A 26130-nucleotide genomic window follows, 5' to 3' on the forward strand; every position below is an offset into this window, starting at 1 on the left:
CGGCCCGCTACGCTGCCACCTGTACCCACCAATGAACGACTCTCGTTCGCCGTGGACCATTTCACGGGGTCCGGTCACTCGACTTTAAGCAGGGTGCTTTCATTCATGCGGGTTCCGATTGGGCAATGAGGGCGTCGAGTCTGGAGACGAGCTTGTGGTGCCGGTCTGCTTCGTCGATCCATCCCCGCTTTTCGGCGTCTGTGGCCAGGTCTTGGGCGTCGATGCGTTGGGCGGCAAGGACGGCGAGGTGGGTGGAGTCGGTGTGAAAGCTTGGGCAGTGTTCGCAGATGTTGGCATAGGGGCAGGATCCTTGCGCGGGTGCTCGCAGGCAGTAGCCGCCGGCGAGGCGGGATTTGATGGCTGGCGTGTCCTTCCATCCGGTGCCGGTGATATCGGTGATCGGCAGGTGGACTGCGGTCGCCGGGAGCGGGCCGATGTGGCTTTTCGCCAGGTCCAGGGCGCGTTCGTATTCGGTGCGCACGGTGTGGTCGAAGAGGTGGGCGTAGCGCAGGCTCATCTGGGTGGAGACGTGTCCGAGCAGTGCCATCAGCGCTTGTAGCGATACTCCGGCGTTGATCAGCGCGGTGGCGTAGGTGTGTCGCAGTTGGTGCGGTGTGATGTGCCCGAGTCCTGCTGTGTGGGCTGCCCGGTTCAGTTCTTCGCGTACTGCGTTCTGGGAGAGGCGTTTTCCATGGTGGGTGAACAGGAAGTCTGCTGGGGCTCCGGTGCGGGGATGGATCATGGGTCGCCCGGATGAGCGGGTCGTGGTGATGCGGTCCACGAGGGTGAGTACCTCGTCGTCGACGGGGATCATGCGTTCGGAGTTGAGCTTGCCGAGGGGAACTTTGAGCCAGGAACCTTGTCCGGGGATCTCGTGGATGCAGTCGAGTTCGAGGTCAAGCAGTTCGCCGATGCGCAATCCGCATGCCCGCTGCACCAGCAGTGCATCGGCGGCCAGCCGGTAGGGTGATTTCGCTAGTGCGGCAGTGAGTTTGCGGTCTGCGTCGACGGGGAGGTATCGAGGCAGGCAGCGGGGTGGCCGTGGCAGGTCGGTGCGGAAGATCAGACGCCGCGGTGGGGCGTCGTCCCATCCCCATTCGGTGATCTCGGCCAGGAAGTTGCCCACCGCGTGGATGCGTCTGATCCGGTCTGCGACGGTGATCGGCTCTCCGGTAACGCTGTTGGTGGCGGTGGTCAGCGAGGTGATGAACGGTTCGATGTGACGGCGGCGGTCCAGTTGGTCCAGTGAGGTCAAGCTGGGGTCGGCGGTGGCGAGGTATCGGCCGAAATGGGCCAATCGGGTGGCCAGGGTGCTGACCGTTTTGGGTACGCAAGTGGCGTATTTACGGTTCAGGTAGGCCACAAACGCCGGTTGCAGCGCCGCGGGAACATCGGCCATGCGCTGCTCGAGGGTCAATGCTGTGACTGCTGGCGGTGTTTGGTTCTCGAGCACCCCGAGGTGGAAGAGAATCTGGCGGGCACTGTGGGTGGTGCTGCGATAGTGTCTGGCTCCGCGTCCGGTACGTTCCTGGCGAACATCGCAGGCGTGCAGCAACTCCTGCAGGTCGTCTTCACGTAGGTAGGTCAAGGGGCGGCCGGTCTGAATCAGCAGCCGGGCGATGATCTGCGAGCCGATGGCCGAGGCGACCCGTTCAGTGAAGCCCAGTTCCAATGCTGCGCTGATGAACTGATCGAGATCGGGCTGCAGGCAACTGTCGGTAAGCTCATGCCACAAGCTCGACAGCTTGCGGTGGACGAGGTAGTCGTAGCCCGGTTGCAGTCGTCTACTTACCATCAAGAAGGTGATGAAGGGGCGTGTCGAGCTGTTCGCAGCCAACTGCTTGTCCAGCGGAATGTCGGCCCACGCCTGGACTCGGGGCCAGCGCCGCAGGAACGATCGGGCGGCTTGGCTGTAGGCGGTGTTGCCGCGGTCCCGTCGTTGCAGGTGCACGAGGTAGGCGGCGTAGATCTGCGCCGGCGTCTCAGGTGCGGGAACGTAATCGTGTTCGGGCAGCATCGAATTCCGCCTTGACATGGGTGGGTGCCAGATGGATGTAGCGGGCTGTGGTGTCGATGTGGGTGTGTCCGAGCAGTGCTTGCATCACCGCCAGATCCACACCGGCCTCGGCCATCGCGGTGCCGAAGGTGTGACGCAATGCATGCGGGTGACCGCCGAGCACTCCGGACTTGATCCGGTGATACCGGAAGATCGTGCGCAGCCCGGCCGCGGTCAACGGCTGACCCCGGTTGGGACCTTTGGCGACCAGGAAAAGACGGGTACACGCCCGACTCGGGTCTCTCGGCCAGCAGATAGGTTTGGACCAACCCTGCGACCTCCACATCGAGGGGAACCCGACGCTCCTTGGCGCCTTTGCCCATCACCCGCACCCAGCGGGCGCCGATGTCGACGTCAGTAACGTCGAGGGTGAGCAGCTCCCCGGATCTCAACCCGGATAACAACATGAGACCGGCCAGCGCTCGGTCACGCCAGGTCCGCAAGCTCGACAACAGCTCCGCGGTCTCGCGGCGATCCAATGCCCGCGGTAGCCGCCGCGGTTCACGCAGGCGTAGCGCGGACCGCCGTTTTGGCCGGACCAGGTGCCCGAGCAGTCCGTTGCGTTCCTCGGCGCTGACTCGCCGCGCTTCACGACCGCTGGGAATCGGACTACGCAAATCGGGGTCACGCAACGCCCGGAAGGCGAATAGGCCCGTCAAGGCAGCAAGTCGGTGGTTGATGGTGGTCGACGAGTAACGGTCGAGGCGCTTGCCGGTCATCGACACCACATTGGTAGGGCGCCCCGCGATCGGCGTCTGCCTGCAGTACCGCATGAAGTCGAGCACAGTCTCGGTGGTCACCGAACTCAAGTCGATGTTGACGCTGTCGAGCCAACGGCAAAACGCCAACAGGTCGTAGCCATAGGCACGCAGAGTTCGGGGCGAATAGTTCCGGTCGGCCAGATACCCGAGGTACTCGTTGACCAACGCATACTTCCCGACGACTGGACCGGACAACACCCAGGCGACATGGGTACCTGTCTCCAGACGCAGCTGATGCTGAATCGTCATGAGACAAGTGCAACCCTGCCAACCACCACCGGTCAAGCATTTCCCTTGCTGGCGTGTCGTTTACACGCTCCAGCTGTCTCCGATTAGCCGGTCAACAGGCAGTCGCCGACGGTGCCGAACGAGCCAAGCAACCCCCATCGCCGCATGTTCTCGCCGAAGCTCCAAGACGTGAACTGAGTCCCGTGGTCAGCGTGCAGAATCGTTGAGCCACTTCGCGTTCGGTTCTCCACGGCCATGTTGACCGCATTGTTGACCAGTGCGGTGTCAGCGGTCGTGGAGAAGGTGCGGGCCACGATCATGCGCGAGAAGCAGTCCAGGATCGCACAGCAGTACACCTTGCCGTCGCGTGCGGGATGCTCGGTGATGTCGGTGCATCACAATTCGTTGGGCCCAGTGGCGGTGAACCGCCGGTTAACCAGGTCAACTGGGGTGTCGACACCGATCAGATTCGGCTTTCGCCGCCCAGGGCGCGGCAGCCCGTACAGACCTTGTTCAGACATGATCGAGTTGACCAGCTTGAGGTTGACGTTCATGTCGTAGTCGGCCAGCAGCGCGGCGCGGACCCGTCGGCGACCGTAGGTGCCGCGAGAACGCTGGTGGATCTCGGTGATCGTGTCGGCCACAATAAGCCGCCTCACCTCCCGGTCCGGGACAGGGCGGCGCCGGTGGTATTGCAGTAGGGAACGCGTTAATCCTGTTATCCGACAAGCAGATCGGGCTGAATGCCCTTGCGCGATCAGCCCTTCAGCGATCGCGCGTCGGCGTTTTGGGGGCACCACCGCCTGCTCATCGAACAACTCGCAAGCATCGCGGGTCAACGCCAGCTCCGCCTCGAGGTGCGCGATGCGCTTGTGGGCGGCAGCCAGCTCGTCGGCCTCCACACTCAGGGTGCCCTCGATGACTCCGGCATCGATGAGAGCCTGACGTTTCCAGCGGAACAGGGTCGCCTGGCAGATACCGGTCTCGGCCGCCACGGCGACCACCGGTTCACCCGACCGAAGCCGCGCAACGATTTGCCGGCGCACCGAAGACGAATACATACGGGGCATATGACCTCCCGATGATCACTCTGCCCTCGACTCTCACAACGGTGGACCAACAACACGGGTACAGATCTCATGGATCAATGAATCGGGGTCAGGCCATTACGTCGGCCGCCCGGCGTCGCCGCCCCGGGAGGCGGCTAGGGATACCTATCGTTATTTTCCAGTTCGGGTCCATCTGCACGCCAACGCCCGAACGCTCGGCGGCGGACCTGAAGCTCACTCGCCTGGCTGAACTGACCACCGCCCTGCGGACTGTCCGAAGCTTCTCGCGGAAGTGTCCGGGAACTTCACTTCGTAGTGAGAGGCGAAGGTGAAGCGCATGTCTGCACGTCGGTCTAAAGACTATCCGTTCGAGCTGCGTGAACGAGCGATCCGCATGTTCGGTGAGATCCGCCCTAAAGCCCCTCCGTGCCGCAAGACGTCCGAGACGCCGGTGCTTTAGGTTCAGGACTTCGCCGCGGCCCGGGCGAAAAGCCGCAGCAGTACCTGGCTTAGAGCCGCGAGTACCAGCTTCACCGGCGGGAACGACGCTGTGGACGACAATGTGTAGTCGATGCGGGTTCCCTGCCCCTCGTCTTGAGTGAGGCGTACCTCGCCCTGGTAACCGGGGATGGGTACGCCTGAGCGGGCGGCGTAACCGAACCGGTTCGGGACCTCGAAGGCTACCACTTCTTCGGTCATCGCCGGTCCTGGGCCGGGCGTACTGATCCGACGCACAGCGCCAAGACCGTTCGGCTCGGGACTCCCACGCCGGTCGATGGTCACGGTCACGCCTGGGCCCCAGTTCGACATACCTTCGTGATCGGTCAGGATTGCCCAGACGGACTCGATCGGGCGGGCGACGCTCGTGGTGGCGGTCGCGTGCATGGTGGCTCCTTTAGTCAGGGTGAACTCGATGAATGCCGCACGCCCGGCTGCAGTCCGGCGGGTGTCATAGTCAGGCTGCATCAGCCGGGGGACGCGGTCCAGCACAGGCCATACCCGCTGCTGGGGCTCTCCCAGTTCAGTTGTTACCCGCTTTAGGTAGCTACCTGAGGTAGCCGACGAGGGTTCCTTCGGTGCCGAAGAGTTCCTCTTGCCAGCGTTCCAGTAATGCACCGGTGTCGATGTCATCGGGATGGAACCCGGTCCGCTGGTAGACGCGCAGCTCAGGGATGAGTCCCCGCAGCAGGGGGCCGCGGTAGAGCCGGTAGGTTTCCCGCACTACGCGCAGCGGCCGGCGACGCGCTTCGGGGTCTTTGGACACCGAGTAGGCAGTCACCCCGAGGAGCACTAACAAAAGCAGGGGAATCATCACCGCCATGACACGCCGACGCACCTTCTCGGTGCCACCCACCGTCTGGAACACATCGAATGCCACCGACTTGTGCTCCAACTCTTCGATCGCATGCCAATTAAGCAGATTCCAGATCTCTAGCTCGCCCGGGATCGCCTGAATCTCCTCGTCACCAAGTACCCGCTCGGCAAGTACGGCGGTGAAGTGTTCGGCGGCCGCTGTCACCGCCAAAGGGATCCGCGGAGGCAAGAACTCCTCAACGCGTTTCACCCAATCGACGAACTTCTCCGAATCCCACCACGCGATCGGATACCCCATCTCGATGAGTTTCTCGTTGATCGCCCGGTGCTGTTGGCCATGCACCGATTCCTGACCGATAAACCCGGCCACTCGCTTCTTCAACCCAGGATCGGTGATCTCATCGGCAAACCGGCGCACCGACCGGATGAAGATCTCCTCTCCCGGCGGGAATGACCCCGACAAGTTAGCCACGAAGTGGCTAAACACCATGTCGTTGTTAACGTAGTACTTGCTGCTTTGAGCGAACGGGAAACGTATCCGCCGCGTCTTGGGGTAGCGAGGCTCCACTACCGGGGCCTCCGCAACCGCCACCCCACCAGGACCCATATCGCCCTCAACCATGACAAGCACCTTTCCTCGGACATTGGGTATCAGCTACTGATAGTAGCGCACCGATACTAACGGTTCCATAAGTTTGTGCGTCTGATAGAGCAATGATCAGAACTTGTGGATGGCCCTTGATGAGGGCGGCCTGAAAGCGGTCGCACCTTCCCGAGGATGATCTGAAGTTCGCGTAGGTCCGATCAACAGCCGGCGTTGGCGCGCTGGTTCGGGAAGGTACGTCTTACTCACCGTAGTTCACGATGCCCAGGAGGCCCACGACAAGACGGCTGGCCATCGGTCGTTGCTGGATGAGATCGTCCGCGATGGTGCCCGCCAGATGCAGGCCGCGCCGCTGAAGGCCGAGGTCGGCGACGCCTACGTCGAGCAGTTCGCCGACCAGCTCGCTGAGAACGGCCGCCGCCTGGTGGTGCGCAACGGCTATCACCGGGCCCGTGAGGTGCGGGCACCTGGCCTTCGGCCATGGCCTTCACTTTTGTCTGGGCGCCCATCTCGCTCGGCTCGAAGTGATCACGGCCGTCGACTGCCTACTCGACGAACTCGACGGTCTGGAAGTGGCCGGGTCCGTGCGATGGGGCACAAACCCGTCATTGCAAGGCCCGGTGTCGGTGCCCTTACGAATCAGGCGGCGCTGGACCACACGCCGATCGCGTCGGTAGCGGCAGAGCAGCGGCGCGACGGGATTGTCGTAGACGGTGAGCACCGGTGCACCGAATCCCACAGTCATCGACGCGCCACCATATCGTCGCCGACCTGGGACAGCGTCAGGTCGACTGGGTGGGAGGGGTTTGTATTGGGTCGCGTCCGAAAGTTGGTGTAAAAGCACGGGCCGGTTCGCGGCTTCGTCGTCAGCATACGGGCAGGGGAACTCGGGCGGCAGTCACACCACCGCGCAGTTGGCCCCTGAAAATGTCATGGGTGACGAGGCGCGGGTTTGCGTACACCCGCTGCCGGATGCTTTGTCAGCCCCCAGGGCCGACACTGCAAGCCCGAGAGATGTTCAGCCGTATAGGGTTTGGGCGGCTTCGGTCAGTGCGTTAACCGCAGCGTCGAGGCGGTCTTGGCGGCGCCGGTTGGGTTCGTGGTTGGCTTCGGCGGCCACGAACCCGATCAGCTCCTCCAGGTCGTCTGCACTGGTCAACAAGGCAGCGCCGCCGGGGCGGGCGCGCATGCCAAACACCAATCGCTCACAGTCGGGATCAAGCAACACCAGCTCGCGTAACACCGCGGCGGTCTTGTCGCTGATGATGATCTCGCAGGTCGTACGGCGAGTCTGCCCAGTTGCTGATCACCCCGTCGTCGTCGCGTCGCAGACGCTGCACCACCATCGGATCGGCGCTGAGGCCTCGGCCCCATGACGGCGATGGTCATCCGCCCGGGGCAGCGCCTGTGGGCCGGTCGGCGCCGACACGGCAATGCGGATACCCACGGATCACCGACCTCGCCGGCGGTGCCCGCCCGGACAATATCCCAAATGCTGCGCGAGGCGCCGCGCGGAACCCGATGCGTCGGGCGGCAAGCCGAGGAAGTGACCCGGATCAGCGACCAACACGTCGCCAGACCCTACCGGCGCCAAGCCAGGCGTTCGTGCGTACCGATCGTCGGTGGCTTTGCCTACGATCATGACTCGGGATGCTGCGATGTACCGCCAAGGTGTTGGCGCTGCTGGGGGTGTCTGAGCCGGCCATCGGGGAAGCCTGCGCGACCGACTGGTATGCCCATCTGGTCTGGATCGACCGACGCAAATGCCTGCTGGTGACCCACGCCGGCACCTTGTTCTCGGTGTTCATGCCCAACGTCACCGCCTCCGGGCTGCGCCCGATCGGCCCTCCCGTCGCGGCGGCGATCCAGGCCGCGCTGCATGCCGAAGGCCTGCCCGTCGATACGCTTGGCGATCTCGATCCCCAGCAAGTGGTCGTGGCCAAGACCGCCGACCGCCGCATCCTGGGCGCCATCAACGACCTCGCGTTCACCACCGAACACGTCATCGCCACCACTGGCGGTCTGGCTCGCTGCGACATCGACGCGCTGCACCACGGCCTGCATCGCACCATCAACAGCATCACCGGCTATATCGCACCGATCGACTTCGTCACCGCCAGCCGTCAAACCAGCGGTGACAAACTGTCCTCTGCCTGGGGGACGTACCGGCGTCGCAACCCGAGGCCGCTACGCGGTGGCCAAGACCGGATCTGCGGGTTCGGGCTCGTAATTCGTGGTGGTGGGCGGCGGCCGCAGTTCATGGGGTGGGGTCGAGCAGTGATCGGCGTAGGTCTTGCAGTAACCGGTGCCGACCGGGGTCATGGTCAGGCCCCGCCAACCGGCCGAGGCGCGATCAAGCACGGCCCATACCAGGCTGATAGCGCTGGTCTCGCCGGGGAATCGGCCAATGACGTTGGTCCGCCGCTTGGTCTCACCAAAGGAGCGCTCAATAAAATTCGAATGCCGAACGCGCCCATGGTGTTCGACCGGAAACCGCAGATAGGCCGTCCCTGCTTTGTCGGTGAGCAGGATCCGCATAGCCGCCGGGTCGAGGTCGCAGTATTTGGCGGCGAACGCCTCGATCCGCTTGTCCACGATTTCGACCAGCCGGGGTCCCGGTTCGATATTGAGGTCGGTGGTGTCGAAAATCGCCCAGTATCCGTCGCGGATCTCGGCTTGCATCCCGGTGGGAATCTCGGCGAGCACGTTGCGGAGTCGATGGATAAGACATCTCTGGCGCAACGCTTTTGGGTAGATTTGTTCGATGGCCGCGATCAGGCCCCTGGCCCCGTCAGAGACCACCAGCAGCGGACAGCCAAGGCCGCGCTCGCGCAGATCGGTCAAAAAGTCGGCCCACGCCTCGGTGGACTCACCGGTCCCGGGTGCCAACCCGACGAACACCGGCTTGCCCTCGGTGGTGATGCCCCAAGCGGCCAACACCGGTTCGGCCGGGGACCCGGGATGCATCCGAAAGAACGAGGCGTCCCAAAACAGATAGTCCAGCGCGATCTCGTCGAGTCGCCGGCGCGCCCACGCCTGATACTCGGAGCGGATCGCCTTGCAGATTTCGGAAACCGTCGACTTGGAGATCGCGGCCTGATCCCCGAGCGCTTCGGTAAGGGTGGCCTCCACATCCCGGACGGACAGGCCGCGTACGAACGCCGCGATCACCAGCGTCTCCAGAGCGTTGGTTTTCGTCACATGCTTACCGAACAGGCGCGACGCGAACGCTGCGGTGGTGCCGCGCAGCTGGCCGCTCCAACGTGACCGGCCCGGTGGTGGTTTTGACCGTCACCGGCCGATACCCGTTGCGTGAGCCGTCGCTAGCGTCGGAACAGCCGGCGGCGCGTTGGTAGCGTTCGCGGCCGAGGAACTCGGTGACCTCAGCCTCCAGCGCCGCCTCCATCAACAGCTGCGCGCCCAGGCGGCGACTTCTTCAAGGATCTCCAGCAGCTCCCGATCCTCGGCAAACAAGGCATCGATCTTGGTGCGGATACGGCCGGTGGCTGATACTCGAACAGGCACGGGCGTAACTTCTCCTTCTTCACAGACTTGCAGGTCGTGAAGCGGAACCTACGCCCGTGCTCCCTATTTCGACCGGATTCCGGACACGACCGATTGCGAAATCCCAAGGCGTCGCGGCGCAGGGCTTCTAGGCGGCCGTTGATGGCTTCGGTGGGTCCGTTGGAGGCGTGGTGGTCGAAGAACGCCAGGATGTCGTGGCGTCGGCGCCATAGGGTGCGGCCGAGGTGGGCGACCTCCTCCAGCCCGGCCGGCACGCCGCGGCGGATCGAATCGATCACCGCGGCCAGGAGCCGTTTGCCGCGGCGGCGGTTGGGGTCGCCCGTAGGCGGCGATGATCTTCTGATAGATCACGTAGGCCACCTTCACGGCGTGGTGCTCATCGGCGTCGAGCACGCTGGTCAGGCGGTCATGTTGGCGGGTCGAGAGCAGCTGGATTCGGGTGCGCGCGATGCGTCGGATCGCGCCCTCACCGGCCGCCACGTTTTGAAGTCGCCCCCGAACCGGGCGACTCAAGGTCGCGACACCCGAAGAAACCCACCCGTAATCCGCCATCCCCCGCCCCGCTGCCTTAAGAAACCAACGGTATCGCAGCAGTACTGCCAGTACCCTCTTGTGTGATCGGCGAAACTACCACCGGCGTATGCAACTATTCGATCGCCGCTGGGCAGCCCAGCCGCTTCGGCTTGAGAGGGACGCGGAGCCAGCGGGCCAGCCTGTCCGGCACATCGTCATGTGATCCCGTAGCGCGCAGGTGGTTGACCGTGGCGACGCACCTTCGACCGAACCCAGTTCATGAACGGCGTAGGCGAAATGCCAGCCGGGAGGTCAATCTGATCGGCTCCTCGCGCACGTGATCATACATTTCCCGGTTCATCAGCTCGTCGTCCAAATAGGAGCAGGAGCGAGGCGGGTAATGACGCGGACGGACGCGGCCTTGGTCGTCAACCGGCGGCCTTGGGTGGAGGTGCCGGGTAATACCGCGCCGGGCGAGCTTGAATCCCCGAACCGCACGCGTCCACGCGTGAGGCTTGGTTAGCGCAAGCGGCAGATTCATGGCAGACCGCCATACTCCGCCTGCGCGATTCCCAGTCGCACAAGTTGGGAAAGTTCGTTGGATAGCCTCATCAACGAAGTGTCGTGGGCGCATCGTGGAGCCTTTTGAACCAGGGATCCTTAGAGCGCTGCCTGATCATTCCCCCTTCGACACACAGACACATAAGGATAAGTGTACTAATAGTAGCGCTACACTACTACTAGTAGCGTTAGCTGCCAGGCGCGATTCGGTGCGGGCCAGCTACGCGCGGGGTTTAGTTGGACAGTTGTGCGGGATCGTGAGCATGTCTTCGGCGCGAAGGCCGCGATGACGACGATGTGGTGGCTGGTTAATCAACGCATCGATGCCGCGCATCTCCCGGGGACACGGGAGCACCTGAACATGCCCGCACCCGAAGAAAACGCAGCCAAACCCGCCAACCGCAGCCGGCATCACCAGCACTACACGGACGAAGAATCGAGGCTAGTACTGCAGCCGTAGATCGGGATCATTGGTGTTCGCGGCTCGATAATGGGAAAGTCGTGCTCGGTATTGGTGTCGTCGTCGCCATCGTGACCAGGCCAGCAGGGTCGCGACGGTGTGGTTGGTGGCCAGAAGCAGGGCGTCTTAGAGGTGACGAAACTCGTTGACGGTCAATGTGATCAGGCCTGCTGGGGTTCGGTGCGGTATCGCGTTCGATCGCGGTGGCCACGGCCAGGAAGTCGTGGGCGAGCATGGCCAAGGTGGTCCAGCGATGCCAGGAGCGCCAGCGCCCGCACTTGGTGCTGGTCGAGGCCGACGAGTCCTTTGGCGGCTCGGAAGGACTCCTCGATGCGCCAGCGCTGACCGGCCACGGCCACCAGTGTGCGCAGTGGCACCGAGCGCGGGCTGTAGCAGCGTAGGTAGGCGTGCTCGCCGGTGGCATCGTTGCGTCGGATCAGCAAATGGTGGACACCGGCGTCGGTGTCGTCTTCGGCCAACAGGCGAAACCAGGCCCAGGAGTATAGCCGTGGGCCGTGGACCCCAGCGCCGGCAGAGTGTTTCTGCCAGCGTGTGCCGGGATCAGCGCGGGTAGCGCATCGACGCGGATGGGGCCGGCTTCAGTGGGCACGCGCCGGTTGGCCGCCACCGCCAGCACGTAGCCCAGTCGGTGGCCGCGAGCGGCTGCCCGCGGTCGGGGGTCAGCGCCATAGACTTCGTCACCGGCCAGCCACGACGCGGGAACTTTGGCCCCCACAGCACGGTCGATCAGCGCGACGGCCAAGGCAGGTTTGGTAGCGAAATCCCAGTTATTCTCGGGGATTCCGGCATCGGCGCAGCGGTCATCGTCGTCGGCCCAGCTGCGCGGAAGGTACAGCGCCCGATCGATCAGGGTATGTCCGCGGGGTGCGGCGTAGGTCAGATACACCGCGACTTGTGAGTTCTCGATGCACCCAGCGGCGCCGCTGTACTGGCGTTGAACCCGACGCGGTGGGCGCCTTTCTTCACATCGCCGGTCTCGTCGACTACCAGAATCGCGCCTGGATCACCGAACGCATCGATGACATAGTCACGCAGATCGTCGCGGACGGCATCGGCGTCCCAACTCGCGCGTGCCAGCAGATGCTGCAATCCGTCGGGACTGACAGCGCCGCGGTGCTCGGCGATGGTCCAGCAATTCTTGCGGTCCAGACCCGAGACCATCCCGGCGATCAGCTCGCCGGCATGACGCAACGGCTCGTAACGGGCAAAACGCAGCGCGATGCGATCCAGGACCGCCGAGAACTCCGAATGCCACCGGATCAGGGTCTACGCTATGAGCCACGGCGACCGCGGCATGTTCAGAAGTAGTCACAAACTCCGAACAATGCCGCGGTCACCGCCCCGACCAGCGCAGACACGCCAGCATCAACGGGCCCCAATCTACGGCTGCAGTACCAGATTCGGCAATAGTTGAACCGCTCTCTTAGAGTTGAATAAAGTTGTGCGGCAGCGACTTTGGCAGTCCGGGTGGGATGCATTCCTTGCGCAGGTGCGGTCGCCCCGTGGCGGCCCTGGCTAGTGCGGCGGAGTCCATGGCGATGAAGTGCCCAACTGGGGCTAACCCCATGCTCCGTCATGCCTCAGTAGTGCGGTGAGGCCGCCGAGAATCGGTCGGTGGTCGCCGACTGCGGGCCATCCTCCCTTGGCAGCAGGTAGGCACGAACGGCCGAACGCGGCCCGTAGGGCCGAAGTAGCTGGCTGGCCGGGCGCGTGCGCACTTGCTGCGGCCACCAGAACCAGCGTCCCAGCAGCGCCGCGATGGACGGCATCATGAACGAACGCACGATCAGAGTGTCGAACAGCAAGCCCAGGCCGATTGTAGTACCGACCTGCCCAACGACTTTCAAATCGCTGAATACGAAGGACGCCATGGTGGCGGCGAACACCAGGCCCGCCGATGTCACCACACTGCCGGTGCCGGCCATCGAGCGGATGATTCCGGTTTTCAAACCGGCGCGGATTTCTTCTTTGAATCGGGAAACCAGCAGCAGGTTGTAGTCCGATCCCACGGCCAACATCAAGATGATGGACATCGCGAGCACCATCCAGTGCAGTTTGAAACCGATGATGTCCTGCCACAGCAGCACGGACAGTCCGAAAGAGGCGCCCAATGAAATCAGCACCGTGCCAACGATGGTGATCGCGGCAACCATGCTTCGGGTGATGATCAGCATGATGATCAAAATCAGGCTGGCCGCGGATATTCCGGCGATCATCAGGTCGTACTTGGAGCCGTCACGCATGTCCTTATAGACCGCAGCGGTGCCGGCCAGATAGACCTTGGCGCCCTCCAGCGGGGTTCCCTTGATGGCTTCCTTGGCCGCGTTCTTGATCGGCTCGACGTGTGAAATTCCCTCGGGGGTAGCGGGATCTCCTTCGTGGGAGATGATGAAGCGGGCCGCGTGGCCGTCGGGTGAAAGGAACATTTTCAGACCGCGCTTGAAATCGGGGTTGTCGAAGACTTCCGGCGGTATGTAGAACGAGTCGTCGTTGTGCGCGGCATCGAAGGCCTGACCCATGGCGGTCGAGTTTTGGCTCATCACGTCCATCTGGTCATATAGCGACGACATCGAGCTGTGCATGGTCAGCATCATTTGCTTCATGGTCGTCATGGTGGCGATCATTGGCGGCATCTGTGCCAGCATCTGGGGCATCAAAGCGTCCAGCTTGTCTATGTCACCCGTCAGGTACTCGAACTTCTCGGTGAGCTGATCGATGCCGTCGAGCGCGTCGAAGAGGGATCGCAGCGACCAGCAGATGGGGATGTCGAAGCAGTGCTTTTCCCAATAAAAGTAGCTGCGAATCGGCCGGAAGAAATCATCGAAGTTTGCGATCTCGTCACGCAATTGGCTTGTCACGTCCACCATTTCATGCGTGAGGCTATTCATGTGGTGGGTGACGGCGGCCATCTGCGCCGTGATGTTGTACATGCGCTGCATGGTGTCGATGGACTGCTGCATCGCGTCGGCCTGCTTGAGCACGTCATCCATGCGTTGGTGCATGTACTGCTGGTTTTCGACCTGCGTCGTGTTCTGCATGCTGATCTGGAACGGGATCGAGGTGTGCTCGATCGGCGTTCCCAACGGCCTGGTTATCGCCTGCACCCGCGCGACACCCGGGATATGGAAGACACCCCTGGCGATCCGGTCCAACACCAGCATGCCCGCCGGATTGCGCATGTCGTGATCGGTCTCAATCATCAACAATTCCGGATTCATCCGGGACGCGGGGAAATGCCGCTCGGCGGCGGCATAGCCGATATTCGCAGGGACGCTCGGGGGTAAATACAGCCGGTTGTCGTAATTGGTTTGATAACCGGGTAGGGCGAGTAGACCAATGAGGGCGATCGCAACTGACACTGCGAGAATTGGCCCCGGCCAGCGCACGATCGCGGTACCCACCCGTCGCCATCCCTGGGTCCGCATCTTCCGCTTAGGATCGAACAACTTGAAGAAACTGCCGACGGTAAGGACCGCCGGACCCAAGGTCAGCGCGGCAGCAACGGCGACAAGCATACCCACTGCACAGGGAATCCCCATAGTCTGGAAATACGGAAGCCGGGTAAAGCTAAGGCAATACATTGCACCGGCAATGGTCAGCCCAGAGCCAAGGACGACGTGCGCGGTTCCGTGGAACATGGTGTAGAAGGCTTTTTCGCGGTCCTCGCCCAGCGAACGCGCCTCTTGATATCGGCCGAGAATAAAGATCGCATAGTCTGTCCCAGCGGCGATGGCCAACAACACCAAAATATTCACCGCGAAGGTCGACAATCCCATGATGTTGTTGTAGGCCAGGAAAGCGACAACCCCCCGAGCCGCCATCACCTCGATCACCACCATGAACAAGGTGCTGAACACGGTGATAATCGAACGGTATACCCACAGCAACATCACAATGATCACCCCGAAGGTGATCATTGTGACCTTCTGGAGGCTCTTTTGTCCGGCCGAGTGCTGATCGGCGATCAACGCCCCGGCGCCGGTCACATAGGCCTTGACCCCCGGCGGCGCAGGCACGCTGTCCACGATCTCGCGGGCAGCCGCGACGGACTCGCTGGCCAGGCTCTCGCCCTGGTTACCAGCGAGATACGCCTGCACATAGGCGGCCTTGCCGTCGCTGCTTTGCGCACCGGCGGCCGTCAGCGGATCGCCCCAGAAGTCCTGGACGTACTGGACGTGCTTCTTGTCAGCCTCGAGTTTGCGGACGATCTGGTCGTAGAAATGGTGGGCGTCATCGCCCAGCGGCTTGTCACCTTCCAGCACGATCATGACCGCGCTGTCGCTGTTGAATTCGTTGAATACTTTGCCGATGTGCTTCATCGCTTGCATCGACGGCGCATCCCTGGGGCTCATCGACACGGTGTGTTCTTCGGCGACAGCGTCCAGCGATGGAACCAAGACGCTGAGAACGACGACAAGTCCCACCCAGGCCACGACGACCAGCACCGCGAGTTTGTGGACCGATCGCGCGAAAACCGGCATATGTGGGAGCCCTGCGGCCCGGTTATCGGTCATGCGGACTTCACTATGCAGAAGGTTTGAGCATTCACTCCCTGGCTGGACCTTTCGTCTTTGACGACGTCGTTGACGATGATGCGGCAGCCAATTTGGTTGCTGTCGCCCTGCGCGACGATGTTGACGCTCACCGAGGGCAGCGTCGAGGTAACCGAGAGCGTCCAGGGCAGCGGCACATTGCTGGCTTTCTGAGGCTGGGCATTGATGTCCAAGTAATTGATGTTCGCAATCGTCCCGGGCGGTCCATACACCTCGTAGACCACGTGCTTGGGATTGAACGGCTTGATCTCATCGGCGATGCCGCTGGTAATCGGGCGATTGTCCTGGACGCCGAAAAAGGTGCGAAGCCGCAGTACGCAGAAGCCCGCTACCGCAACCACAAGCACGATAACCAGGAAAATCCACATTTTCTTCACCGCGGCGGCAACGTGAATTCTCCCCAGCGTTGTGGCTCCGCCAGCGAATCATTTCGCCAGTCGCCGGGGTTGGTTCCCACTACCGGGGTAGGCCGAGGCGTTCGGCGACTCGACGCCCGGCACCGTAGCGCCCGGTGCGATAGAACGACGCCATGATGTCCTCGTAGCGAGGGCCGAGGATTCGGGGAATTGCATCGAAAACCCTTGCGTCAGGACCGATCAGCACCCGCGGCTTATTCTTCTTGACCCCACGCAGTATCGCCCTCGACGCTGATTCGGGGCTGGTGAACGCGATCCTATGGAAAATGCGGCTAAGCGTTTCGGGGTCCGAGTCGTCGGGCAGCCCTCGGGCGTGACCGGCGATGTTGGTCTTCACCCCGCCCGGGTGAACGCAGGTCACACCAACGGGATGCTTGGCGGCCCGGAGTTCTTGGCGTAGGGCCTCGGTGAAGCCGCGGACGGCGAATTTGGCGGCATTGTAGGCGCTTTGTGACGGAATCCCGACGAACCCGAAAACCGATGACACATTGACGATGTGGCCATCGCCGGACGCGATTAGGTGCGGCAGGAATGCCTTGGTGCCATGGGCGACCCCCCAAAAGTTGATGCCCATCAGCCACTCGAAGTCGTCCCAATCCATGTCGGTCACTTCGGCCGAGAGTGCCACACCCGCGTTGTTGAAAACAAGGTCCACTCTGCCGAATTCACCGATGACATTATTTGCGTGTGCGTACACTGCCGACCGTTGGGCGACATCGAGCTCGAACGGCACCGCCTTAGCTCCGACCTTCTCGCATCGACCAGCGGTATCGGCCAGCGTACTCGTGTCGATGTCCGACAGCGCCAGCTGCGCCCCCTGTTCAGCCAAACTCAACGCCAGGCTGCGGCCGATACCTGAGCCAGCGCCGGTGATTACTGCCACTTTATTGGTGAAGTCCTTCATAAATCGATCGCCTCCGAATGTATTTTGACTGGCCGACGGCCGGTCGTTGACACCGCCCATCCTCTTCTGGTATCAACCAGAGCCCACTGCCCTACACGACATGGCACTGGGTGCCAATCCGCCGGGACGTTCACCCCGTCGCCCAGGGCCGCCCATAGAGCAGCTAGAACCGCTAGGTATCCCGGAACATGACACGCGAGCCTCCTTGTTACGCGCCGTGCGACGTGGTTGCCGAGAGCCTCGATGCCGGTATCCAGCTTGAACGCCCCCCGCTTCCGGGTGTGCAATCCGAACAAACAGTATACGTAACAACTAGTACTATGTACTGCGAGTTGGGCCGATTGTCAAAGCAGTTTAAAGGGGGGAGTCGTGGAGGTGGCAGCGTGCGCGGCGGTGTGATGCGGCTCTCAAGCGCAGCGTTTCTGCACGTCATTGCCGAGCCTTGCGCACCCTGTCGATTCGCAGTAGCGTCTCACTAAACACCTAGTACTGTCGGTATCGGAAACCGGGTGTTCGAGGAAGGGGTAACTGGTTATGACGAGCGACCACATAGTGCAAGAGGCGACCAGTGTAAATGCGGTGAGTGTGGGGTCTCGGTATCCGACGACCCGGCGGATACGTTTCCCGTTTGCCCAGGGCAGCAAGTATTTCGTTAACGACGACATCATCTTCAGTCACTTTCTGGCGAACTTGTCGGGGTCGTTCCCGCCGGGGGAGGAGTTGTTCATTCGGTCGGTGCGCCGGTTTGCCGATGAGATCACCGATCCTGGGTTGAAGAAGCGGGTGGCCGGGTTTATCGGTCAGGAATCGGTGCATGGCCAGCAGCATCGGGCGCTCAACGACAAGCTCGTTGACATGGGGTATCCGATTGGGTGGTGGGATTCAGAAAAGTTTGTTGATTGGGTGAAACGCATCGAAGAGGTGCTGCCGGCCCGGATTCCGCTGGCGGTGACAGCAGCCGCAGAACACTTCACCGCCGTACTTGCTGAGCGAACCCTCGGTGAGGAGGAGATCCAGGCGATCCCGGGCGATGCGGAGGTGTGGAATCTCCTGAACTGGCATGCGCTGGAGGAACTTGAGCACAAGTCGGTTGCCTTTGATGTATTCCGCTCGGTGGGGGGTACCGAGCGGGTGCGTCGACGTGTGATGGCGGTAATGATCCCCCTTCTGCTCCTCCTCATGAGTGGCACGCTGGCGTATTCGGTGGCGCGGGATCCCGAAGCGTGCCGTCAGCCAGTGCGACTGGTGCGTGAGACCTATCGGGTCTACCGCGGCCCCATATTTCGGGGTTTGATCCCAGAGCTCAGGCAATACTTGCGACCGGGATTTCACCCCGACGACATCGACACCAACGCGTTGCTCGAGCAATGGCAAGAGGAACTCTTCGGCACCAAGGGGGCCCTGGTCGGCTACCTGAAGTGACCGAATTTCACCGAGACCGTCGCCAAGAAGGGAGCAAGCAGTTTTATGTCCGAATTTTTTGACGTTGTGATTGTGGGTGCGGGTATTTCCGGTATCAGCGCTGCCTGGCATCTGCAGGAGCGCTGTCCCAACAAGAGTTATGTAGTTCTAGAGCGCAGAGCTGATCTGGGTGGTACATGGGACCTTTTCAAGTATCCGGGCATCCGATCGGACTCCGACATGTGCACCTTCGGGTTCCGCTTCAAGCCGTGGCACTCGCCGCGCTTTACCGTTGATGGCGCCACGATCAAGGATTATCTCTGGGAAGCTGCCGCCGAGAGCGGCATCGACAACCACATCCGGTTTGGTAGCCAGGTATTGTCTGCGGACTGGTCGGACGCCGACAGGCGCTGGACGATCAAGGTGGCTGGGGACCGCCAAAAGACGACCGAGATCACGGCCGCGTTCCTGTTTGCGTGCAGCGGCTACTACGACTACGACCAGGGGTATCGTCCAGAATTCCGGGGCGAGAAGGATTTCGAAGGAATTATTGTTCACCCGCAGAACTGGCCCGAAGACCTCGATTATGCGGGTAAGAACATCGTCGTCATCGGCAGCGGTGCTACCGCAGTGACCCTCATTCCGTCCCTCGTGGATTCAGGCGCTGGCCAGGTAACGATGCTGCAGCGTTCACCGACTTACATCGCATCGCTGCCAAACATCGACCCTATCGCCGTGCAGCTCATCAAGTGGTTACCGACCAGGAGCGCGGACTTCGTCAACCGCTGGAAGAACATCCTGTTAGCTGTGGCGCAGTACAGACTGGCGCGTCGCTTTCCCCGTTCCATGCGAAAAGCGCTGATCGCTTGGGCTAAGCACCAGCTGCCCGCAGGCTATGACGTGGATAAGCATTTCGGGCCGAAGTACAACCCGTGGGATGAACGGATATGCCTGGCCCCTAACGGCGACCTTTTTAAGGCCATTCGGGACGGCAAGGCCGATGTAGTCACCGATACTATCGACCACATCACCAGGACCGGGATCAAGCTTTCCTCGGATCAGGAGTTGACGGCCGACATCATTGTCGCCGCGACCGGTTTGAACATGCGGCTGTTCGGCGGCGCCAAGATTACCCGTAACGGCCAGGTCGTCGACGTCGCGAAGTCGATGACCTATAAGGCCATGATGCTATCCGACGTCCCGAGCATGGCGTTCACTATCGGTTACATCAACGCGTCCTGGACACTCAAAGCAGACCTGGTGTCTGAATACGTCTGTCGCTTACTCAACTACATGGATGCGCACGGCTACGACACCGTCGTAGCTCCCCACCCTGGCGAGGATGTCGAGGAACTGCCGTTCACGGATTTTGCGCCTGGCTACTTCCAACGCGCGATGGATCAACTGCCTAAGTCTGGATCCCGCGGTCCATGGAAAGCAAAGCAGAATTACCTCTTCGATGTCCGTCAAATACGCCGCGGCAAGATCGATGACGGTCTGCGCTTCACGACCAAAGCATTCCGGTCGGCAACGCTTCCGGCCTCGACATCACACCAAGGCACTTCCGAAATGGCTTCTGGCTCAAACCGAGGAAACGGTGAGCACCGCACAAATCCGCTCATCGCCGGATAATCCAACGCGAACCGTCCCCGTGTCCGGAGACTCTTTGATTGAGCTCAGCTGGCGGCTGGTCTGTGGCGAGCGGTGGCCGCTCCACTGACCGGACCCCCGTGCAATGTGAATCGCCTGTAAGTCTTTACACGGCTGGCCCGGTGCTGGCTGACAGGATCGGTGTTGCCGTCCTGATTGGGTGTGACTCTTGAATCGTCTGGCCCCGTGAGGGTGCTCTACCCGGGATCTGTCCATCCGATCGAGGGCGGCGACGCCGGCCCGGTCTTGCTTCGGTGGCTTGATTAGAAGCCTGCCCGACCCGTAGCCGCGGGTCGTGGCCCGTTACAGGCCTGCCTCGAAGTTCTCCCCGGGCCGACGCCGATACGACGTCGCCCAACGGAAAGGAACTCGGTCGCAATGCCTATCGTCGCAGAGCACTACACGTTTGTCATCGGGGTCGACACTCACGCCGCCTCCCACTCTTTAGCGCTGGTCGTTGCATCGACGGGGGCGGTGATCGATCAGTCGGTGTTTGCGAACACGCCGGCAGCACTCGACCGCGCTTTGACCTGGATCGTGCACAGGATCGATGGGCAGTCGTCGTTGATCGTCATCGAAGGAGTCGGCTCTTACGGTGCAGGACTGGCTGACCGGGTCACTGCCCGCGGACTGACGGTTGCAGAGCCGTCAGCGATGCCCGCCGCCCAGCGTCGCGGTGTGGGCAAGACCGATGCCCTGGATGCGGTCCGGATCGCCCGCTCGGTCCTGGCGGTCGACACCTCACGTTTGCGGTGGCCACGTGCCACCGGACCGCGGGTGGTGTTGCGGGTGCTGGTCGTTGCCCACGAACAGATGGTCGCTGAACGCACCCGGTCCATCAACGCACTGACGGCGTTGTTGCGCACGATAGATCTGGGATTAGATATGCGTAAAGCACTGTCGCACAGTCAGTTCAAAGTCATTGCCGGCTGGCGGGACCGCAGGGAGGATTCCGTGGTCCGCACCTGCCGGCAGGAAGCGATCCGGTTGGCCAAGCGCATCGTCGCCCTCGATGGCGAACTGCTCGACAATCGCAAAGCACTTGACGCCGCCGTTGCCGACACCGTTCCAAAACTGTGCGAGTTGCCCGGTGTCGGCTCTGTGGTCGCCGCGTCCGTCTTGACGGCGTGGTCGCACCCCGGTCGCGTGCGTTCAGAAGCGGCGTTCGCCGCACTGGCGGGCACCTGCCCAATACCCGCGTCCTCGGGAAACACCCTGCGATACAGGCTCAATCGCGGCGGGGATCGACGCCTCAACCGGGCATTGACCACTGTAGTCATCGTCCGCATGCGCACTCACGCGCCAACCAAGGCCTACGTCGCCCGGCGACGCGCGGAAGGCCGGACCACCAAGGAGATCATGCGCTCACTCAAGCGCTACATCACACGACAGCTCTATCGAACCCTCGCCGCAACACATCCCGTCGCTGCAACCCCTTGACACGATATAGAAGCATCCCGGTTAGTGGGTAGTTTAATAACTTGTAACGAAGCGACGGCCTGCGACGCTACGACGGTGTGCTCGATCACATCATGCTCTACTCGCCCTCTATCGCGATCCCACCTGACCGTGTCCAGGAAAACCTGGACTCACTGATCAACGAATGCGCACCCGCGGCCCGACCACACCGGGTAATGGCGACGACGCCAGCGGCCATATCGTCCCGTCCAGAAGACCACTACTCGGCAGCCGAGGTGGACGACGGTGGCGCTGACAATCTCTACAGACACGGGAACCGACACCGCAAAATCTTCCGCGACACGACACCATGTCGACGGCGTCCGAGCAGGCCGTGCCACTTGGGTGATACGCCCTCATTGTGGGCGCAGGCCACAGTTTGTCGCCGGTCCGGAACCTTGCCAAGATAGATGTGTGCGCACGAAGGCAGGTATTTGGGGTGGACGTACCGCTGCCGAACGCCGTGCCGACCGTCGGCGCCGTCTCATCGAGGCGGCGACCGACATCTGGAGTGACAGCGGCTGGGCCGCAGTCACCATGCGGGGGGTATGCGCCAAAACATCGCTGAATGACCGCTACTTCTACGAAGAATTCAACGACCGTGACGGATTACTGGTCGCTGCATGGGACAGCGTCCGCGATGACATGCTCAAAGAGATCGAGGCGATCTTCGCAGCCAGCGCGGATCAGCCGCCGCTGGATTCCGTGCGTGCGGCGATTCTGGTGGTCATTGAGCGCATCGCACAGGACCCTGGCCGGGCTCAGATTCTATTGACGCACCATGCTGGCAGTTCCCCCCTACAGGAACGGCGGATCGCAGCGCTGCAGCAAGCATCTGAACTCGTAGTGCTCGCCGCCCAGCCGCACCTGAAACCCGATGTCGACCACACGGCCGTGCGAATGGACACGCTGTTCGCCGTGGGCGGATTCGTCGAACTCATCACGGCCTGGCACGTCGGGTTGCTCGACGTCGATGCCCAGCAGATCGTCGAGCACTCGAGTCGGTTGGCAGCGACGCTGTCGGACCAATATCTCCGTAGAGAGCCAGCGACGTAATGTCGCCATTGCTGAAGATGTGCATCTAATTCTGGTTTGAGCCAAGGCGACGTGACTGCCATGGTGTCCTCAGTCGACTACCTGATATTCGTCAGCGCGGTGGCGAGTTCGCAACAGCTTCTTGTCGTACTTGCCAACCCTGGGTCGCGGGACTTCGGCAACGAACGCCCAGCGCTCCGGGATCCCATTTCGCGACTTTTCCGTCGAGGAAGGCACGCAGTTCATCACTGATCCTCGCGTCGTTGTGGTGACGATGAACGCCAATGGTCTCTCCTGCCACTTTTCGTCGGGCACCCCGATCACCGCGGCTTCATGCACCGCGGGATGGGCGATGAGGGTGTTCTCCCGGTCCACCGACGAGATCCACTCGCCACCCGATTTGATGACATCATTCGCCCGGTCGGTGAGCGTCAAGAAGCCATGCTCGTCGATTCGCCCCACATCACCGGTGCACAGCCATCCCTCATCGAACTTGTCGGGATCGTCGTCACCGATGTATGAGCCCGTCACCCGAGGCCCGCGGGCTTGGATCTCGCCGACTGCCTGCCCATCCCACGGTAGGGTGCGGCCATCGTCGTCACGCAGCCTGATCTCAACTCCGCATATCGGGCGGCCCTGAGTGCCGCGCCCTCGATGCCAGACGTCGGTCGTGACACGGTGGCCAGTGGCGAAGTTTCGGTCATGCCCCAGGCCTGAATGATTGGGACACCGAACTGGCTCTCGAACTGCTGCATCAGTGCCACCGGTACGGCTGACCCGCCGCAGGCGACCAGGCGCAGCGACGAAATGTCGTGCCCCGGCTCGGATTCCAGGAAGTGCCGGACGTCATTCCAGATGGTGGGGACGGCGCCGGCCACGGTCGGTTGGGTGTCCTCGATGATGGCCACCGACGGTCCCGCCTGCAGGTATCGGTCAGGCAGCACGAGGTCGGCCCCCGACATCAGGGCGGAATAGATGAGACCCCACGCATTCGCGTGGAACATCGGCACGACGGGCAGGATGCGGTCGGGCTCGCCTATCGACAGTGCGTTCGGGGTGCAGCCGGTCAGCGAGTGCAGGTAGGTTGAACGATGGCTGTAGACAACACCTTTCGGGTTGCCGGTCGTGCCGCTGGTATAGCACATCGCCGCGGCCGACCACTCGTCGAGGCGCGGCCAGTCGAATTCCGGGTCTTGAGCAGCGATCAGGTCCTCGTAGCGGAGCACGGTTTTGTCGCTGGTCAGCAGCGGCTCGCGATCGCCGTCGCCGACCGCGATCACGGTGTGCACCTACGACATCGCCGGCAGCGTATTCGCCAGGAGCGGCGCAAGTGACAGGTCGGCGATGACGATCGTGTCGTCGGCATGGTTGGCGATGTAGCCCAGCTGTTCTGCCGTCAGCCGAATGTTGAGGGTGTGCAGAACGGCGCCCATCGACGGGACCGCGCAATAGGCTTCCAGGTGCTCCTGGTTGTTCCATTGGAAAGTGGCCACCCGTTGGTCGCCGGTGATTCCGAGGCCACGTAGCGCGTTGGCCAACTGTTTGATCCGTACGCTGAGCTCGCCGTACGTCGTTGTACGGTAGCCAGAGTCAGTCGGCGTGACGACCCTGCTGTAAGCGTGAATCGACGTTGCGTGCCTGACGATCGATGTGACGGTCAACGGAACGTCTTTGCATGGTGCTTTGCACTGGTGCGCATCCTTCGGGTCTGTGTTAGGTGGTGAACACGTCCGCAGTTGAGGGCGGTTGGTGGACGAAGTCGCCATAGTTGGCGCGGAGGGCATCGATGATGGTGTCAGGGGAAGATCGTCGAACACGCCACGATCATGGAGGTATTCCATGTGCTGGGAACCGTCGCCGGTAAAGGCGTGCAACATCGCGTCGCGCTCACCGTCGAATCCGATGGGTTCGACGCCGAATCGGTCGCACAGTTCGCGATTGAGCGCCGGCGTGGCCTTCACCCACAATCGTTGAGCAGCATCAGGCTGTAGCCGTGGTAGACGAACACATCCGTACCACCCATCCGCTCACGTAAGTTCTCCGTCTGCAGATGGTTGCCCACGTCGGCGAAACCCAGCCGCGCCGGAATCCCGCGGCGCGACAGGCGGCGGTCAGGAGCACCGCCTTGGGAATGCAGTACGCACGTCCGGCGACGGCGACCGCACTGGCTTGGTACTGGCGTGGGTCTTCGGGGATAGAATTCGCGTCGTACCAGATCGGATCGCGCACCGCGGTGATGATGCGGTGCGCCTTGTCGATCGGATCAGTGGCAACAGCGTGTCGCGGATGCGGTGAATTGCTGCACGGCATCGTGTTCCCAGTCGAGGAACTCGGTGGACGCGAAGAATCGCGCCATTCCTGTCGTCCTCAGTGACGCAGGGTGATCGGCAACCCGTCCATCGGGATTGGAAGTGACTTGTTGTCCCAGCGGACGCGGTAATCGGCGTTGAGGCTCCAGGTATGGGTGCGCAGCATCTGGTGCAGGATCGCTTTGACCTCGCGCGAGTGCCGATGCATGCGTATGCATTTGTGTGCACCGCCGCCGAACGGCAGCCCCGCGAAGCGGTGCGCTTGATCCTCGCAGCGCGAAACGTCGAACTGTGATGGGTCGAAGCGTCCGGGTCACTCCCGACGTCGCGGACGTAATGGTTGACGGAGGAGGTGATGGCGACGAGGGTGTCTGCTGGAATGTAGTAGCCGTCGATTGCGGTGTCCTCCATAGTCTTTCGCATCACCAGTAGGACGGCTGCGACCAGTCTCATCAACTCCTTGATGATCAGGTCCAGGGTGGCGAGAGCCTCCAAGTCATCGATCTCCGGGGGACGATCGCCGAGACCGTCCGCTTCGGCGCGGGCCCGGTCCTGCCACTCGGGATGCTTCGCCACTTAGTAGTCACTGCGGTGGTGGTAATGGTCGACGTGTCGTGAGCCGCCATCATCAAGAAGATCATGTGGTTGATCACGTCGCCGTCGCTGATGCGTTCGCCGTCTTCGGTGCTCGCGTGACACAGCGCGGCGAACAGATCATCGCTGTGTCCTGCACGGGCGGACGGCGGGTGGCGGGCGAAATACTGCTCGAGCACCCGTCGGCCCCGTACGCCCGCGCGGGAGCGAGTGCCGGGGAGCGGCGCGCGGACAAGCGAACTGGCCGCGCGGACGGTAGCGATGAGCGCCTGACTGACGGCGGCGCTGCTGTCCTTGCCTCGGCCACCCATGAACACATCCGTGGCGATGGCGATGGGCCACCGCCGACTCAACCGGCGAAGACCATCGTCGATGCGTTTCGGTGCGGGAACGAGGATTGTGCACGTGACGCGCATCGGGATCGATCGTGGAGATCACCTGATCGGGCGGCACCCGCGGCGCGATACGCCACTGTCCGTCGGTACCGTCTGACCCGTCGGCCGGTTCGACGTCTTGGCCGGCGATCAATGCCAGTAACGCCATCGCCTCGGCTGCCCGGGACTCCTGCTGATCGGGCAGCTCGGCAAGCACCCGGCGGGCGTCGCTGACCAGGGCATCGAGCAGCCGGTCGCGGGCCGCCGTGACCGGACCCCGTGAAATGGTCCACGGCGAACGAGAGTCGTTCATTGGTGGGTACAGGTGGCAGCGTAGCGGGCCG

General features: G+C 62.3%; 16 protein-coding genes and 11 pseudogenes. 8 read left to right on the plus strand and 19 right to left on the minus strand.

Going from position 1 to position 26130, the window contains the following annotated elements:
• Positions 1-103 precede the first annotated feature (103 nt).
• The 7 genes and pseudogenes from A9X01_RS22670 to A9X01_RS22690 form a co-directional block, all read right to left on the minus strand.
• The gene (locus A9X01_RS22670; protein WP_065122879.1) at positions 104-2017 is read right to left on the minus strand and encodes a tyrosine-type recombinase/integrase; all 1914 of its coding nucleotides are present in this window, start codon (positions 2015-2017) and stop codon (positions 104-106) included.
• Positions 1983-2234, minus strand: coding sequence for a tyrosine-type recombinase/integrase (locus A9X01_RS31590; RefSeq protein WP_250637712.1), 252 nt, complete (start codon positions 2232-2234; stop codon positions 1983-1985). Before A9X01_RS31590 ends, A9X01_RS22670 begins: the two co-directional genes overlap by 35 nt.
• Before the next feature lie 115 nt (positions 2235-2349).
• Positions 2350-3066: pseudogene (locus A9X01_RS22675) on the minus strand (site-specific integrase); the annotation flags it as partial.
• Positions 3067-3149: 83 nt separating this feature from the next.
• On the minus strand, positions 3150-3431 hold the full coding sequence (locus A9X01_RS30145; protein WP_095763936.1) for a DDE-type integrase/transposase/recombinase: 282 nt from the start codon (positions 3429-3431) through the stop codon (positions 3150-3152).
• Between the two features lie 9 nt (positions 3432-3440).
• On the minus strand, positions 3441-4115 hold the full coding sequence (locus A9X01_RS30150; RefSeq protein WP_095763937.1) for an IS3 family transposase: 675 nt from the start codon (positions 4113-4115) through the stop codon (positions 3441-3443).
• A 441-nt stretch (positions 4116-4556) separates the two neighbouring features.
• Positions 4557-4979 (minus strand): SRPBCC family protein, encoded by a 423-nt coding sequence (locus A9X01_RS22685; RefSeq protein WP_065122891.1) that lies wholly within the window; start codon positions 4977-4979, stop codon positions 4557-4559.
• Positions 4980-5139: 160 nt separating this feature from the next.
• Entirely contained in the window at positions 5140-6015 is an 876-nt protein-coding gene (locus A9X01_RS22690) for a metal-dependent hydrolase (RefSeq protein WP_072501491.1), read from the minus strand.
• Positions 6016-6313: 298 nt separating this feature from the next.
• Here A9X01_RS22690 and A9X01_RS30155 point away from each other — a divergent pair.
• A pseudogene (locus A9X01_RS30155) lies at positions 6314-6472 on the plus strand (IS256 family transposase); the annotation flags it as partial.
• 558 nt (positions 6473-7030) lie between these two features.
• Here the strand turns inward: A9X01_RS30155 and A9X01_RS31595 are convergent.
• Positions 7031-7255, minus strand: coding sequence for a hypothetical protein (locus A9X01_RS31595; protein WP_253849318.1), 225 nt, complete (start codon positions 7253-7255; stop codon positions 7031-7033).
• A gap of 407 nt (positions 7256-7662) precedes the next feature.
• Between A9X01_RS31595 and A9X01_RS32290 the strand changes: the two are divergent.
• Positions 7663-8058, plus strand: a pseudogene (locus A9X01_RS32290) (DUF6933 domain-containing protein); the annotation flags it as partial.
• Positions 8059-8199: 141 nt separating this feature from the next.
• Here the strand turns inward: A9X01_RS32290 and A9X01_RS22710 are convergent.
• Both A9X01_RS22710 and A9X01_RS32295 read right to left on the minus strand, forming a co-directional pair.
• Positions 8200-9537: pseudogene (locus A9X01_RS22710) on the minus strand (IS256 family transposase).
• A gap of 149 nt (positions 9538-9686) precedes the next feature.
• Positions 9687-9815: pseudogene (locus tag A9X01_RS32295) on the minus strand (transposase); the annotation flags it as partial.
• A 1043-nt stretch (positions 9816-10858) separates the two neighbouring features.
• On the opposite strand from A9X01_RS32295, the gene A9X01_RS30680 reads away from it, so the two are divergent.
• Complete coding sequence (locus A9X01_RS30680; protein WP_065122884.1) at positions 10859-11071, plus strand: hypothetical protein; 213 nt, start codon at positions 10859-10861, stop codon at positions 11069-11071.
• Here A9X01_RS30680 and A9X01_RS22725 read toward each other — a convergent pair.
• The 4 genes and pseudogenes from A9X01_RS22725 to A9X01_RS22740 all read right to left on the minus strand — a co-directional run bounded on the left by A9X01_RS22725 (position 11054) and on the right by A9X01_RS22740 (position 16965).
• A pseudogene (locus tag A9X01_RS22725) lies at positions 11054-12322 on the minus strand (IS701 family transposase). The gene A9X01_RS30680 and the pseudogene A9X01_RS22725 sit on opposite strands and share 18 nt — an antisense overlap.
• Before the next feature lie 350 nt (positions 12323-12672).
• A complete protein-coding gene (locus tag A9X01_RS22730) occupies positions 12673-15606 on the minus strand; it encodes an MMPL/RND family transporter (RefSeq protein WP_065122885.1) in 2934 nt (977 codons plus the stop codon).
• Positions 15603-16013: an MmpS family transport accessory protein gene (locus tag A9X01_RS22735; protein WP_065122886.1), complete on the minus strand. Its 411-nt coding sequence runs from the start codon at positions 16011-16013 to the stop codon at positions 15603-15605. Before A9X01_RS22735 ends, A9X01_RS22730 begins: the two co-directional genes overlap by 4 nt.
• Positions 16014-16101: 88 nt before the next feature.
• Positions 16102-16965: an SDR family NAD(P)-dependent oxidoreductase gene (locus tag A9X01_RS22740; protein WP_065122887.1), complete on the minus strand. Its 864-nt coding sequence runs from the start codon at positions 16963-16965 to the stop codon at positions 16102-16104.
• Between the two features lie 534 nt (positions 16966-17499).
• On the opposite strand from A9X01_RS22740, the gene A9X01_RS22745 reads away from it, so the two are divergent.
• The 5 genes and pseudogenes from A9X01_RS22745 to A9X01_RS22760 all read left to right on the plus strand — a co-directional run bounded on the left by A9X01_RS22745 (position 17500) and on the right by A9X01_RS22760 (position 22530).
• Positions 17500-18387 carry a metal-dependent hydrolase gene (locus tag A9X01_RS22745; RefSeq protein ID WP_172832588.1) on the plus strand — a complete coding sequence of 296 codons (888 nt, stop codon included), beginning with the start codon at positions 17500-17502 and terminating at the stop codon, positions 18385-18387.
• 45 nt (positions 18388-18432) lie between these two features.
• Positions 18433-19998: a flavin-containing monooxygenase gene (locus A9X01_RS22750; RefSeq protein WP_065122888.1), complete on the plus strand. Its 1566-nt coding sequence runs from the start codon at positions 18433-18435 to the stop codon at positions 19996-19998.
• Positions 19999-20394: 396 nt separating this feature from the next.
• Positions 20395-21456, plus strand: a complete 1062-nt coding sequence (locus A9X01_RS22755) for an IS110 family RNA-guided transposase (RefSeq protein ID WP_065122889.1) — start codon at positions 20395-20397, stop codon at positions 21454-21456.
• Between the two features lie 53 nt (positions 21457-21509).
• Positions 21510-21632: pseudogene (locus A9X01_RS30685) on the plus strand (LLM class flavin-dependent oxidoreductase); the annotation flags it as partial.
• A gap of 256 nt (positions 21633-21888) precedes the next feature.
• Complete coding sequence (locus A9X01_RS22760; RefSeq protein ID WP_065122890.1) at positions 21889-22530, plus strand: TetR/AcrR family transcriptional regulator; 642 nt, start codon at positions 21889-21891, stop codon at positions 22528-22530.
• Positions 22531-22599: 69 nt separating this feature from the next.
• On the opposite strand, the gene A9X01_RS31605 is transcribed toward A9X01_RS22760, so the two are convergent.
• The 5 genes and pseudogenes from A9X01_RS31605 to A9X01_RS29485 form a co-directional block, all read right to left on the minus strand.
• Entirely contained in the window at positions 22600-23040 is a 441-nt protein-coding gene (locus tag A9X01_RS31605) for an AMP-binding enzyme (protein ID WP_335583073.1), read from the minus strand.
• Positions 23037-24293 (minus strand): annotated as a pseudogene (locus tag A9X01_RS22765) (AMP-binding protein). The gene A9X01_RS31605 and the pseudogene A9X01_RS22765 overlap by 4 nt, the downstream one beginning before the upstream one ends.
• A pseudogene (locus A9X01_RS22770) lies at positions 24223-24865 on the minus strand (transglutaminase-like domain-containing protein). The pseudogenes A9X01_RS22765 and A9X01_RS22770 overlap by 71 nt, the downstream one beginning before the upstream one ends.
• An 11-nt stretch (positions 24866-24876) precedes the next feature.
• A pseudogene (locus A9X01_RS22775) lies at positions 24877-25765 on the minus strand (cytochrome P450); the annotation flags it as partial.
• A 25-nt stretch (positions 25766-25790) separates the two neighbouring features.
• Positions 25791-26048 (minus strand): annotated as a pseudogene (locus A9X01_RS29485) (IS5/IS1182 family transposase); the annotation flags it as partial.
• Positions 26049-26130 lie beyond the last annotated feature (82 nt).

The sequence above is a fragment of the Mycobacterium asiaticum genome (genome assembly GCF_001668675.1).
GTDB lineage: Bacteria > Actinomycetota > Actinomycetes > Mycobacteriales > Mycobacteriaceae > Mycobacterium > Mycobacterium asiaticum_D.

What these genes read in the sequence shown, in the direction of transcription:
- A9X01_RS22670 (WP_065122879.1), bottom strand. Translation starts at nt 2,017, where the DNA reads ATGCTGCCCGAACACGATTACGTTCCCGCACCTGAGACGCCGGCGCAG.
- A9X01_RS30150 (WP_095763937.1), bottom strand. Translation starts at nt 4,115, where the DNA reads ATGCCCCGTATGTATTCGTCTTCGGTGCGCCGGCAAATCGTTGCGCGG.
- A9X01_RS22685 (WP_065122891.1), bottom strand. Translation starts at nt 4,979, where the DNA reads ATGCACGCGACCGCCACCACGAGCGTCGCCCGCCCGATCGAGTCCGTC.
- A9X01_RS22690 (WP_072501491.1), bottom strand. Translation starts at nt 6,015, where the DNA reads ATGGGTCCTGGTGGGGTGGCGGTTGCGGAGGCCCCGGTAGTGGAGCCT.
- A9X01_RS22730 (WP_065122885.1), bottom strand. Translation starts at nt 15,606, where the DNA reads ATGACCGATAACCGGGCCGCAGGGCTCCCACATATGCCGGTTTTCGCG.
- A9X01_RS22735 (WP_065122886.1), bottom strand. Translation starts at nt 16,013, where the DNA reads ATGTGGATTTTCCTGGTTATCGTGCTTGTGGTTGCGGTAGCGGGCTTC.
- A9X01_RS22740 (WP_065122887.1), bottom strand. Translation starts at nt 16,965, where the DNA reads ATGAAGGACTTCACCAATAAAGTGGCAGTAATCACCGGCGCTGGCTCA.
- A9X01_RS22745 (WP_172832588.1), top strand. Translation starts at nt 17,500, where the DNA reads ATGACGAGCGACCACATAGTGCAAGAGGCGACCAGTGTAAATGCGGTG.
- A9X01_RS22750 (WP_065122888.1), top strand. Translation starts at nt 18,433, where the DNA reads ATGTCCGAATTTTTTGACGTTGTGATTGTGGGTGCGGGTATTTCCGGT.
- A9X01_RS22755 (WP_065122889.1), top strand. Translation starts at nt 20,395, where the DNA reads ATGCCTATCGTCGCAGAGCACTACACGTTTGTCATCGGGGTCGACACT.